This window comes from Micromonospora jinlongensis (genome assembly GCF_013410645.1).
Lineage (GTDB): Bacteria > Actinomycetota > Actinomycetes > Mycobacteriales > Micromonosporaceae > Micromonospora > Micromonospora zamorensis.
This window is the reverse complement of sequence record NZ_JACCHK010000001.1, coordinates 2,732,501-2,744,754: the sequence shown is the minus strand read 5'-3', so window position 1 is coordinate 2,744,754 and position 12,254 is coordinate 2,732,501. Positions and strand designations below refer to the sequence as shown.

9 protein-coding genes are annotated in these 12,254 nt (G+C 71.4%); 5 read left to right on the top strand and 4 right to left on the bottom strand.

The features are described 5' to 3' along the window. Positions 1-49: 49 nt before the first annotated feature. Genes gltX through HNR22_RS11710 form a run of 3 tightly spaced genes read right to left on the bottom strand, consistent with a single transcriptional unit; the run spans position 50 to position 4,133 of the window. The gene (gene gltX, locus HNR22_RS11720) at positions 50-1,459 is read right to left on the bottom strand and encodes a glutamate--tRNA ligase (RefSeq protein ID WP_343059791.1); all 1,410 of its coding nucleotides are present in this window, start codon (positions 1,457-1,459) and stop codon (positions 50-52) included. A gap of 50 nt (positions 1,460-1,509) precedes the next feature. Beyond that, complete coding sequence (locus HNR22_RS11715) at positions 1,510-2,787, bottom strand: MFS transporter (protein ID WP_179780394.1); 1,278 nt, start codon at positions 2,785-2,787, stop codon at positions 1,510-1,512. After that, positions 2,784-4,133, bottom strand: coding sequence for a GH1 family beta-glucosidase (locus tag HNR22_RS11710; RefSeq protein ID WP_179780393.1), 1,350 nt, complete (start codon positions 4,131-4,133; stop codon positions 2,784-2,786). The genes HNR22_RS11715 and HNR22_RS11710 overlap by 4 nt, the downstream gene beginning before the upstream one ends. Before the next feature lie 187 nt (positions 4,134-4,320). Between HNR22_RS11710 and HNR22_RS11705 the strand changes: the two genes are divergently transcribed. Then, on the top strand, positions 4,321-4,767 hold the full coding sequence (locus HNR22_RS11705; RefSeq protein WP_088949558.1) for an SRPBCC family protein: 447 nt from the start codon (positions 4,321-4,323) through the stop codon (positions 4,765-4,767). A 154-nt stretch (positions 4,768-4,921) separates the two neighbouring features. Here the strand turns inward: HNR22_RS11705 and aceE are convergent, their stop codons facing one another. Continuing rightward, positions 4,922-7,660 carry a pyruvate dehydrogenase (acetyl-transferring), homodimeric type gene (aceE, locus tag HNR22_RS11700; RefSeq protein ID WP_179780392.1) on the bottom strand — a complete coding sequence of 913 codons (2,739 nt, stop codon included), beginning with the start codon at positions 7,658-7,660 and terminating at the stop codon, positions 4,922-4,924. A gap of 175 nt (positions 7,661-7,835) precedes the next feature. Here aceE and HNR22_RS11695 point away from each other — a divergent pair, with 175 nt between their 5' ends. The 4 genes from HNR22_RS11695 (at position 7,836) to HNR22_RS11680 (ending at position 12,160) form a co-directional block, all read left to right on the top strand. Next, on the top strand, positions 7,836-8,186 hold the full coding sequence (locus HNR22_RS11695) for a hypothetical protein (protein WP_179780391.1): 351 nt from the start codon (positions 7,836-7,838) through the stop codon (positions 8,184-8,186). A 23-nt stretch (positions 8,187-8,209) separates the two neighbouring features. Further along, entirely contained in the window at positions 8,210-8,614 is a 405-nt protein-coding gene (locus HNR22_RS11690; protein WP_179780390.1) for a YjbQ family protein, read from the top strand. 570 nt (positions 8,615-9,184) lie between these two features. Further along, a complete protein-coding gene (locus HNR22_RS11685) occupies positions 9,185-9,589 on the top strand; it encodes a MarR family winged helix-turn-helix transcriptional regulator (RefSeq protein ID WP_179783512.1) in 405 nt (134 codons plus the stop codon). Between the two features lie 51 nt (positions 9,590-9,640). Beyond that, the gene (locus HNR22_RS11680) at positions 9,641-12,160 is read left to right on the top strand and encodes a thiamine pyrophosphate-dependent enzyme (protein ID WP_179780389.1); all 2,520 of its coding nucleotides are present in this window, start codon (positions 9,641-9,643) and stop codon (positions 12,158-12,160) included. Positions 12,161-12,254: the final 94 nt, after the last annotated feature.

The following is a 12,254-nucleotide window of genomic DNA, read 5'->3' as shown; positions in this document are numbered from 1 at the left end:
CACCAGCCCGGGTGGCCGGCGACGGAGACGGAGCCGGAGCTCTCGGAGGTCAGACCAGGCGGAGCCGGGCGGCGCGCATCCGGGTCAGGGTGCGCTCACGACCGAGCACCTCCAGCGACTCGAACAGCGGCAGGCCCACGGTGCGGCCGGTGACCGCGACGCGTACCGGCGCCTGAGTCTTGCCGAGCTTGAGGCCACGCGCGGTGCCGACCACCTCCAGCGTCGACTTCAGCGACTCGGCATCCCAGGACTCCAGTGCCTCGAAGGCCGCGACGGCGTCATCGAGCAGCTCGGCGGACCCGTCCTTCATCGTCTTGGCCCACGCGGCCTCGTCGATCAGCGGCGAGGCCAGGAAGAGGAAATCGACGTTCGGCACGATCTCGCTGAGCACCGCGATCCGCGTCTGGGCCAGCGGCGCGACGGCGGCGAACGCGTCGGCGTCGAACTCCTCGGGCTGCCACGGCGGCGGCGCGATGGTCCCGGTGCCGGTCAGCCACGGCTGGCAGGCGTCGACGAACTCGGCCACCGGCAGGGCACGAATGTAATCGCCGTTGAACGCGCGGAGCTTCTTCTCGTCGAAGAACGCGGGGGAGGGGTTGACCTCCTCCAGCCGGAACTCCTCTTCGATGACCGACCACGGGACGATCTCCCGGTCGCCCGACGGCGCCCAGCCGAGCAGCATCAGGTAGTTGCGCATCGCGCCGGGGAGGTAGCCCTCCTCGCGGTACGCCTCCAGGGCGACCTTGTCCCGGCGCTTGGAGAGCTTCTGCCGCTTCTCGTTGACCACCACCGGCACGTGCGCCCAGATCGGCGGTTTGACCCCGAGGGCGTCCCAGAGCAGCTGCTGCTTGGGCGTGTTGGGCAGGTGTTCCTCGGCCCGGATCACGTGGGTGATCCCCATGGTCATGTCGTCCACGACGTTGGCCAGCAGGAAGACCGGCGAGCCGTCGCCCCGGGCGATGACGAAGTCCTCGATGAGCTTGTTCTCGAAGGTGGGCTCACCGCGGATCAGGTCGACGACCACTGTCGCGCCCTCGTCCGGCGTACGGAAGCGCAGCGCGTGCCCCGGGCCCGGGCCGAGGCCACGGTCGCGGTGGTAGCCGTCGTAGCCCTGGTACTGCGAGCCGGTGCGGGCCTGCACGTCCTCGCGGGTGCAGTCGCAGTAGTAGGCGCGACCCGACTCGTAGAGCCGGGCGGCGGCGGCCCGGTGCTCGCCGGCGTTCTCCGACTGGAAGTGCGGGCCCTCGTAGCTGCCCCGGGAGATGCCGATCCAGTCCAGCGCGGAGAGGATCCCCTCGGTCCACTCGGGCTTGTTGCGCGCCGCGTCGGTGTCTTCGATACGCAGCACGAACACCCCGCCCTGCTGCTTGGCGTAGATCCAGTTCTGCAGCGCCGAGCGGGCGCCGCCGACGTGGAACATGCCGGTCGGGGAGGGGGCGAAGCGCACACGTACTGTCACGTCCCCCAGCCTACGGCGACGGTCGAGCGTATTCCGCCAGGGGCCTCGACTCAGGAAACCGAGCGGATCTTGACGACCAGCGCGCTGCCGATCAGGGTGACCACGGCGGTGACGGCGTAGAGCGTGGGATAGCCACCCAGGTACACGACGAGCGGGGCGGAGAGCGCCGGACCGAGCACCTGCGGTGCCGAGTTCGCGATGTTGATGACGCCCAGGTCCTTGGCCCGGTCGGTGGCCCGGGGCAGCACCTGCGTGATCAACGCGGCGTCCACGGCGAGGTAAACGCCGTAGCCGGCGCCGAGCAGCAGCGCGGCGACAATCGCCATCGGCCAGACCGGCGCGACCGCGAGCAGCAGCGCCGCCACCGCCATGATCAGCCCGGACGCGATGACGTAGATCTTGCGGCGTCCGGAACGGTCCGACAGTCGACCGGCGACCACCGCGGTCAGCATCATGCCGAGCGTGTAGAGCAGGATCAGCACCAGTAGCCCACCCTCAGGATCGGGGTGGCGCACCCCGTCGGTGAGGAAGTACAGCAGGTAGAGGGTGCCCAGGGCGTTGCCGAGCTGGACCAGGAACCGGGTGATCCAGGCCCAGGCGAAGTCCGGGTGCCGACGCGGGCTGATCCACATCGAGGCCAGCAGCGCCCGGGTGCGCACCACGGGCCGGTGCGTACGGGGCAGCGGCTCGTCGGGGGTGAACAGCGCGAACGGCAGCGACAGCAGCAGGATGGCGACGGCGATGGCCAGGTAGCCGGCGGCGTTGCCGGTGACCAGGGCGGTCACCAGCACCGCGCCGAGCACGAGCCCGAGCGCCTGCGGGATGCCCACCCAGCCCGAGACGCCGCCGCGCTGGGTCACCGGGACCCGGTCCGGGACGGCGGCGCTGAGGCTGGCCAGCATCGCGTTGAAGCAGATCTGCGCGGCCACCCAGCCGAGGGCGACCCCGAGGATGGTCCGCTGCTGGGCCAGCAGCACCAGCGCCGCCGCGCCGAGCAGGGCCCCGCCGGCCGTCCAGACGTGCCGGCGACCGAACTCGCGGCCGGCCACCCGCAGGCAGGTGCGGTCGGAGAGCGCGCCGGCGAGGGGGTTGGCGAGCACCGCGGCCAGGGCGCCGAGGCCGGTGACCACGGCCAGCATGTTCTCCTTGTCACCGGGTGCGATCTGCTCGATCTGCTGGGGCAGCAGCACCTGGATGGGCGTGAAGAACGCCATCCAGACGCCGAGGTTGGCGGCGAAGATCAACCCGATCCAGCCGCGTCGCACCGGCACTGTCGGCTCGGCGAGCGCCGCCGGCAGCGACGCCGGCGTCGGGTCGAGGGTGGTCACCGCGCCGACCCTGGCCGGGAGGCCGCGATCACGTCCCGCAGCCAGGTGTACGACGACTTCGGCGTACGCCTCTGGGTGGCGTAGTCGACGTGCACCAGGCCGAAGCGTTTGGTGAACCCCTCGGCCCACTCCCAGTTGTCCAGCAGGGACCAGACGAAGTACCCGCGCACGTCGACTCCGTCGTCGATCGCGGCCCGGACGGCGCGTAGGTGCCTGTCGAGGTACGCGATCCGCTCCGGGTCGGCCACCTGACCGTCGGCGTCCGGCGCGTCGTCGTACGCGCAGCCGCTCTCGGTGATCTCGATGGGTGGCAGCGCGTCGCCGTAGGTGTCGTGCAGCCAGCCGAGCAGTTCGTGCAGCCCGTCGGGGGCCACCGGCCAGTCGAAGGCGGTACGCGGGTAGCCGTCCAGCGGCACCAGGTCGAACGGGAGCGGTGAACCCTCCTCGGCGGCCCGTACGCCGGTGGGGTTGTAGTAGTTGACCCCGAGCACGTCGATCGGCGCGGCGATCGTGTCGAGGTCGCCGGGGTGGATGACGCGCGGGTCGAGGCCGGGCAGCTCCGGGTAGCCGCGACCGAGCAGTGGGTCGGTGAAGAGCCGGTTGTGCAGCGCCTCGTAGGCGGCCCCGGCGGCCCGGTCGGCGTCGCGGTCGCCGAGCACCCGCACCGGTGAGTAGTTGTTGGCGATCGCCACCGGGCTGGCGGTGCGCGCCCGCAGCGCGGCGACCGCGAGCCCGTGCCCGAGCAGTTGGTGGTGGGCGACCGGAAAGGCGTCGAAGAGCATCATCCGACCGGGAGCGTGCACGCCCATGCCGTACCCCATGCTCATGTGGACGAACGGCTCGTTCAGGGTGATCCAGAGCCGGACCCGGTCGCCGAGTCGGGCGGCGGCCAGGTCTGCGTACTCGGCGAATCGGGCGGCGGTTTCGCGGTGCAGCCAGCCGTCGGCGTCCTCGAGGGGTTGGGGCAGGTCCCAGTGGTAGAGGGTCGCCACCGGGTCGACGCCGGCGGCCAGCAGCTCGTCGACCAGCCGGTCGTAGAAGTCCAGGCCGGCCGGGTTGGCCGGACCGGTGCCGGTGGGCTGCACCCGGGGCCAGGCGATCGAGAACCGGTACGCGGAAACGCCCAGCCCGGCCAGCAACGCGACGTCCTCGGTGTGCCGGTGGTAGTGGTCGCAGGCCACCTCGCCGGTGCTGCCGTCGCCGATCCGGCCGGGGGAGCGCGCGAACGTGTCCCAGATGGACGGACCGCGCCCGTCGACCGCTGTGGCGCCCTCGATCTGATGGGCCGATGTGGAGACACCCCAACGGAAGCCGGTGGGGAACTGGGGCATCGGTGCGGTCGACATGCGCCCTCCCGGTCAACGTGAAACGTGCTCGGGACTTTAGGGCGCTCTCGATGAATGCGCCATAGGCCGGCTTGGCGCAATCCGCAATGGTTGATCGGCGTGTCTTTTTCCAAACCCGTCCAGGTAAGTCCGATTTAGCGCATAGAGTGCCGATATCGTGGGATGTCCTCACCGGAGGAAGACGGAAATGATCCTCGTTGAACGCAGTGCGCACGTGGCGGCGCCAATTGAAGTGGTCTGGGATGTTGTCCAGCGGGCCGAGCAGTTGCCGGCCTGGCTGGCGGGTGTCCGCGCGGCCGAAGTGCTCTCGGGAGAGGGCTTCGGCCGGCGACAACTGGTCCAGGCGGGGCGCGGCTCGGCGCACGAGGCCGAGGTGATCGCCTACCAGGAGCCGACGCTGATCGGCTGGCGGGAACGGGCCAAGGGTGCCGGTGCTCGTGCGGAGGCGCGCACCGAGATCTACGTCCAGCTCACCACCGACGAGGAGGAGGGCGGGACCGTCGTGCGGCTCATCGTCGTCCGCTGGCCGGCCGGCCCGGTCAAGGCGGCCCTGCTGCGCCTCGGACTACGTCGGGTCGGCGCCGATCTGGAGGACTCGCTGGCCCGGCTCACCGACCTGGCCGCCGTCGGCTGACGAGCGCCCATCCTCCCGGCGTCACCCGCGACGGCGGTGGTCCGGATCCCCGCCAGGGACCCCGGACCGCCGCCGCTTCCGGCTCCCGGGGGTGGGTCGTACCGAAAGAAGGGCCCGGCGCGTGTGCGCCGGGCCCTTCCTCGATCGTGCTGGATCAGCTGTCGCCGCCGGTCTCGCCGACCGGGGCGGCGTTGACGTCGTCGATCGCGTACTTCTTGGCGGCCTCGGCCGGCACGGTGGCCGCCACCGCGCCGCTGCGGACAAGCTGCCGCAGCGTGGCCACCACGATCGACTCCGCGTCGACGTGGAAGTGCCGACGCAGCGCGTGCCGGGTGTCCGACATGCCGAAGCCGTCGGTCCCGAGCGACGTGTAGTCGCCGGGCACCCAGCGGGCGATCAGATCCGGCACCGCCCGCATCCAGTCGCTGACCGCGACCTTCGGCCCGTCCGCGTCGGCCAGCTTCTGCTGGATGTACGGAACCTTCGCCTCGGCGCCCGGGTTGAGGAGGTTGTACTCCTCGGTCTCCACAGCGTCGCGGCGCAGCTCGGTCCAGGAGGTCACCGACCAGACGTCGGCGGCCACCCCCCAGTCCTGGGCGAGCAGCTGCTGGGCCTTGAGCGCCCACTGCATGCCGGTGCCCGAGGCGAGCACGTTGGCCTTCGGGCCGTCGACCTGCGGCGCGGGGGAGTAGCGGTAGATGCCCTTGAGCAGGCCCTCCACGTCCACCCCGGCCGGCTCGGCCGGCTGCAGGATCGGCTCGTTGTAGACCGTCAGGTAGTAGAAGACGTTCTCCTGCGCGTCCCCGTACATCCGGTGCAGGCCGGCTTCCATGATGTGCGCGATCTCGAACGAGAACGCCGGGTCGTACGCGACCACCGCCGGGTTGGTGGCGGCGATCAGCATCGAGTGGCCGTCCTCGTGCTGGAGACCCTCACCGTTGAGCGTGGTGCGACCGGCGGTGGCGCCGAGCAGGAAGCCCCGCGCCATCTGGTCCGCCGCCGCCCACAGCCCGTCGGCGGTCCGCTGGAACCCGAACATCGAGTAGAAGATGTACATCGGGATCATCGGCTCGTCGTGCGTGGCGTACGCCGAACCGGCCGCCGTGAACGAGGCCACCGAGCCGGCCTCGTTGATCCCCTCGTGCAGGATCTGACCGGTGGTCGACTCCTTGTACGACAGGAACAGCTCCCGGTCGACCGAGGTGTAGCGCTGGCCGTGCGGCGAGTAGATCTTCGCGGTGGGGAAGATCGAGTCGAGACCGAAGGTACGGGCCTCGTCCGGGATGATCGGCACCCAGCGCTTGCCGAACTCCTTGTCCTTCATGATGTCCTTGAGCAGGCGGACGAAGGCCATCGTGGTGGCCACCTTCTGCTTGCCCGAGCCGCGCTTGACGTCGGCGAACCGCTCCGGACCGGGGATGGTCAGCCGCTTGGTGCTGGTCCGCCGGGACGGCAGGTAGCCGCCGAGCTGCTCGCGCCGCTCCTTCAGGTATTGAATCTCCTCGGACTTCTCACCCGGGTTGTAGTACGGCGGCAGGTAGGGGTTGTCCTCCAGCGCCTTGTCCGGGATGTCCAGGTAGAGCCGGTCGCGGAAGGTCTTCAGGTCCTCCAGCGTCAGCTTCTTCATCTGGTGGGTCGCGTTGCGGCCCTCGAAGTGCGACCCGAGCGTCCAGCCCTTGATCGTCTTCGCCAGGATGACGGTGGGCTGACCGGTGTGCTCGGTGGCCGCCTTGTAGGCCGCGTAGAGCTTGCGGTAGTCGTGCCCACCTCGCTTGAGGTTCCAGATCTCGTCGTCGCTGAGCGGGTCGACCATCTTGCGGGTCCGCGCGTCGCGCCCGAAGAAGTGCTCCCGCACGTACGCGCCCGACTCCGCCTTGTAGGTCTGGTAGTCGCCGTCGGTCGTGGTGTTCATGAGGTTGACCAGCGCGCCATCGGTGTCCGCGGCGAGCAGCGGGTCCCACTCACGGCCCCAGACGACCTTGATCACGTTCCAGCCGGCGCCCCGGAAGAACGACTCCAGCTCCTGCATGACCTTGCCGTTGCCCCGGACCGGGCCGTCCAGCCGCTGGAGGTTGCAGTTGATCACGAAGGTGAGGTTGTCCAGCTCCTCGCGGGCGGCCACACCGATGGCGCCCAGCGTCTCCGGCTCGTCCATCTCACCGTCACCCAGGAACGCCCACACGTGCTGCTGCGAGGTGTCCTTGATGCCGCGGTGCTGCAGGTAGCGGTTGAACCGGGCCTGGTAGATCGCGTTCAGACCGCCGAGACCCATCGAGACGGTGGGGAACTCCCAGAAGTCCGGCATCAGCCGCGGGTGCGGGTACGACGGCAGCCCGCCGCCGGGGTGCGACAACTCCTGGCGGAACCCGTCGAGCTGGTGCTCGCTGAGCCGCCCCTCCAGGAACGCCCGCGCGTACATGCCGGGGGAGGCGTGGCCCTGGTAGAAGATGTGGTCGCCGCCGCCCGGGTGGTTCTTGCCCCGGAAGAAGTGGTTGAAGCCCACCTCGTAGAGCGAAGCCGAGCTGGCGAAGGTCGAGATGTGCCCGCCGACGCCGATCTCCGGGCGCTGCGCCCGGTGCACCAGCATCGCGGCGTTCCACCGGACGTACGCCCGGATCCGCCGCTCGACGTGCTCGTCACCCGGGAACCACGGTTCGCGTTCCGACGGGATGGTGTTGATGTAGTCGGTGGTGGTCAGGGGCGGAACCCCGACCTGGCGCTCACGGGCCCGCTCCAGCAGGCGCAGCATCACGTAGCGGGCGCGTTTGGCGCCGCGTTCGTCGATGACACCGTCAAGCGACTCGACCCATTCGCTGGTCTCTTCAGGGTCGATGTCCGGAAGCTGGCTCGGTAGGCCGTCGCTGATCACCGGGCGCTTGCGTTCCGTAGCCACAGGCGTTCCCTCGGTTGTGTGTGGGATAGGTCTCTAGCGCCATCCTGCCCCCTGGTGGCACCTGTCGTCACGTCTAGGGGCCCCTGACGCGACGCTCAACACAGGTACCCGTCGGTAACTTAGCGCGACGGTCCGTCAAACCGCCCTCTTGTCCGGCCCCGCTACCGTGCAGGACATGAACGGGCGACGGGTGGTGGCCGGCGGCACACTCCTGGCGGTTGGCACGCTCGCGGCAGCCCTCGCCGCGCCGGTGCTGCTGGCCGGGGGCCTCGCCACACTGCCGATCATGATTTTCGGGGGTGGGGCCGCCGTGTTCGGTGCGGTCTGGTTACGCGACGGGCTCCGGGCTCCGGCGTCACCCCGGGGAGCACGCGCCGTGCCCGGCCCACGTCGAGGGCACGCCGACACCAGCATCCCGTCGACGTACTACGGCGACTCGAACGGCTGGGACTGGTCCGGCGGCGACTCCGGTGGCGGCTCGTCCGGTGGAGGCGGCGACTCTGGTGGCGGTGGCGGCGGGTCCTGACCCGCTCCGGCAGAATGCGACGTATGCGCAGCGACGTCATCACCGTCCGAACCGGGTCCCGCCCGAGCGTCCACGACATCACCGCAGAGGCCCAGCAGTTCGTCTCCGGTGAGGGCGACGGCCTCCTGCACGTCTTCGTGCCACACGCCACCGCCGGCCTCGCGATCATCGAGACTGGCTCCGGCTCCGACGACGACCTGCTGACCGCCATCGACGCGCTGCTGCCCACCGACGACCGCTGGCGGCACCGGCACGGCTCGCCCGGCCACGGCCGGGACCACGTGCTTCCGGCGTTCATTCCGCCGTACGCCACGCTGCCGGTGCTCGGCGGCCGGCTGGCCCTCGGCACCTGGCAGTCCGTCTGCCTTGTCGACACCAACGGTGACAACCCCACCCGCCAGGTCCGCTTCTCCTTCCTCCCCGGCTGACCGCGCCCCGCGCCCCGCGCCCCGCGCCCCGCGCCCCCGCGCCCCCGCGCCCCCGCGCCCCCGCGCCCCCGCGCCCCCGCGCCCCCGCGCCAAGATCGTGCTCGATCCTGGTTGTAGTGGTGTCGGTCGCGCGGGATGCCACTACAACCAGGATGTTGCGCGAGGCGGAGGCCCATCGCCCCGTCCCTGCCGGCGGATCGCCTCTTCCGCCGCCGTCACGCCCTCACGATCCGCGCAACTTCCCTGAAGGTGCTGCCTCGACGCGCGCCGAGGTAGCACTCTCCCTGATGTTGCGCGGATCTTGACGCTTCGGTCGGGGTCGGCGAAGGGCTTGCCTCCTCCGGCCGGGATTCAGTCCATGCCGAGTAGTCGGCGCAGCTCGCCGGGCGGGTGGCCGAGGTGGGCGCAGCGTTCGGGTCAGGCGTCGGCCCGGTGGGGGCGTGCCCGATCCTGATCGCTGACCTCGACGACCGGCGCCGTGCGTACGATGTGGCCGTGACGCAGAAGGTGGGTTCCGCAGCAGGTGGGCCGGTGGATCGGGCTGGTCTCGCCGCCGATGTGCTGCGCCGGATGGCCCACGTGAGCGACGCTCTGCGGCACCGGCAGGGCTCCGCGTTCGCCGAGTTGGGACTCACCCCGGCGGCGGCCCGGGCGTTGCGCGAACTGGACCCGGACCACCCGCTGCCCGCCCGTGACCTCGCCGGCCAACTGGGCTGCGACCGGTCGAACGTGACGGTGCTGGTCGACAAGCTGGAGCAGGCCGGGTTGGTCGAGCGCCGCACCGACCCGGCGGACCGCCGGCAGAAGACGTTGGTGGTGACCGAGAAGGGGCGCGTCGAACGGGACCGGGTGACCGAGGTGATGTCCGACTCCCGACTCCTGTCGGGGCTGACCGACCGGGAGCTGAGCACCCTTCGTGACCTGGTGTGGAAGGTGTCCGACGGTGGCTTCCCGGAGCCCTGCGGGCCGGAGTGAGCCGACCCGCCCCAGCCGTGTCCCACTGGGCGAGGCGGCCTCCCGTCGGTAATGCTGTCCGACGTGACCACCCCGCAAGACCTCGACGACCGATTCCGGGAGACGCTGGCGGCGCTGCCCGCCGCACAGCGACGGCGTGATCCCGCTGACCCGGTCACCGACGACGCCCCACTGACCGGCGCGCAGGTGCTGGACCTGTTCGAAGCGCAGGTGACCAGCCGGCAGCTCGACCTGGCCGGCCGCTGGCTGCGTAGCTTCGGGGAGGGCTTCTACACGATCGGCTCGGCCGGGCACGAGGGCAACGCCGCGGTCGCCGCCGCGCTACGTCCCACCGATCCGGCGCTGCTGCACTACCGCTCCGGCGCGTTCTACTGCCAGCGTGCCGCGCAGGTCGCCGCCGAGGCGACGCCGGCCGACCAGGCACAGCCGGCCGACCACACACAGCCCGCCGCCGGCACGCAACCAGTCACCGGCACGCAGCCCGCCGTGGACCCGCAGCCCGCCGTGGACCCACGGCCCGCCGCCGAAACCGAGGCCGCCGACCAGCCCGAGCCGTCCGAGCCGTCCGGGACCGAGCCGCCCACGGGTGGGTTCGCGGCGTACGCGGACGCGGCCCGGGACGTGCTGCGTGGCATGGTCGCCTCCAGTCAGGAGCCGATCGCCGGCGGCCGGCACAAGGTGTTCGGCCGGGCCGACCTGGCCATCGTGCCGACCACCTCCACCATCGCCTCGCACCTGCCCCGCGCGGTCGGCATGGGACTGGCCGTGGAACGGCTGCGCCGGCTGGACAGCGCCGGGAGGCGTACCGGGGCGGGGGTCCGGGTCGGCAGCGGCGCCGGCGCCGAGCACGCCCCCTGGCCACCGGACGCGATAGTGGTGTGCTCGTTCGGCGACGCCTCGGTCAACCACGCCAGCGCCACCGCCGCCTTCAACACCGCCGGCTGGTACGACCACGCCAAGCTGCGCATCCCGGTGCTCTTCGTCTGCGAGGACAACGGGCTGGGCATCAGCGTCCGTTCACCGGAGGGCTGGGTCGAGGCGACCCTGCGGGCCAAGCCGGGCATCCGCTACTTCAGCGCGGACGGGGCCGACCCGGTGCAGACGTACGCGGTGGCGGCGGAGGCCGCGGCCTGGGTTCGCCGTACCCGGCGGCCGGCCGTGCTGCACCTGCGCACCGTACGGCTGATGGGGCACGCCGGGGCGGACGCCGAGTCGGCGTACCGCAGCCCGGCCGAGCTGGCCGAGGACCTGGACCGGGACCCGGTGGCCGCCACCGCGCGGCTGCTCGTCGATGCCGGTGTGGCGACCGGCGAGGAGCTGCTGGCCCGGTACGACGAGATCGGCTGGCAGGTACGCCGGCTGGCCGAGGAGGTGCTGGGCGAGCCGAAGCTGGCCTCCGCGGCCGACGTGGTGTCGGCGTTGGCGCCCCGCCGCCCGGTGCGGGTGGCGCGGGCGGTGGCCGACGCCGCGGCGCGGGCCAGCGGCCCGGGCGCGGGTGCCCGGGCGGAGGCGTTCGGCGGCAAGCCGCCGGAGCTGAGCGGGCCGATGACCCTGGCGCAGAGCATCAACGCGGCGCTCGCCGACGGGATGCTCGACCACCCGCAGATGGCGATCTTCGGTGAGGACGTGGCCGCCAAGGGCGGCGTCTACGGGGTGACGAAGGGGCTGCGCGACCGTTTCGGGGCGGCCCGGGTCTTCGACACCCTGTTGGACGAGACGTCGGTGCTGGGGCTGGGCCTGGGCGCGGGACTGGCCGGGATGCTGCCGGTGCCGGAGATCCAGTACCTGGCGTACCTGCACAACGCCGAAGACCAGCTGCGCGGCGAGGCGGCCACCATGCGGTTCTTCTCGCAGGGGGCGTTCCGCAACCCGATGGTGGTGCGGGTGGCCGGGCTGGCGTACCAGGAGGGGTTCGGCGGGCACTTCCACAACGACAACTCGGTGGCCGTACTCCGGGATGTGCCTGGTCTGGTGGTCGCGGTGCCGGCGCGGCCGGACGACGCCGCGCCCATGCTGCGGACCTGCCTGGCCAGCGCGGCGGTGGACGGCAGTGTCTGCGTGTTCCTGGAGCCGATCGCGCTCTACCACACCCGCGACCTGTACGCCGATGGCGACGGGGAGTGGCTGGCGGGATACCCGGAGCCGGGGGCGTGGGTGGCCGGGCACGTGCCGATCGGCCGGGCCCGGGTCTACCGGGTCGGTTCGGCGGACGACCTGACCATCATCACCTTCGGTAACGGGGTGCGGATGTCGCTGCGGGCAGCGGCCGTCCTCGCCGAGGAGGGGGTGGGCACCCGGGTGGTGGACCTGCGCTGGCTGGCCCCCCTGCCGGTGGCCGACATCATCCGGGAGTCCTCGGCGACCGGCCGGGTGCTGGTCGTGGACGAGACACGCCGCTCCGGCGGTGTCGGCGAGGGGGTGATCGCCGCGCTGGTCGACGCCGGATATGTCGGTGCAGCGCGACGAGTGGCGGCAGTTGACTCGTTTGTACCATTAGGTCCGGCAGCACGTCACGTACTGGTCTCCGCGGAAGCCATTACCGACGGTGCCCGTACGCTGCTGGCACGGTAAATTCCGTTCCACCCGGTGCGCCACTTGCGCGCAGCCCAACAACTGTGTGGACTTTGCCTGACGGCGTCGCACCGACGCCGCGAGCAGGGACGAG

Coding starts and splice junctions, on each gene's coding strand:
- HNR22_RS11710 (WP_179780393.1), bottom strand. CDS start 4,133: ATGTCGACCGCACCGATGCCCCAGTTCCCCACCGGCTTCCGTTGGGGT.
- HNR22_RS11705 (WP_088949558.1), top strand. CDS start 4,321: ATGATCCTCGTTGAACGCAGTGCGCACGTGGCGGCGCCAATTGAAGTG.
- HNR22_RS11695 (WP_179780391.1), top strand. CDS start 7,836: ATGAACGGGCGACGGGTGGTGGCCGGCGGCACACTCCTGGCGGTTGGC.
- HNR22_RS11690 (WP_179780390.1), top strand. CDS start 8,210: ATGCGCAGCGACGTCATCACCGTCCGAACCGGGTCCCGCCCGAGCGTC.
- HNR22_RS11685 (WP_179783512.1), top strand. CDS start 9,185: ATGGCCCACGTGAGCGACGCTCTGCGGCACCGGCAGGGCTCCGCGTTC.
- HNR22_RS11680 (WP_179780389.1), top strand. CDS start 9,641: ATGCTGTCCGACGTGACCACCCCGCAAGACCTCGACGACCGATTCCGG.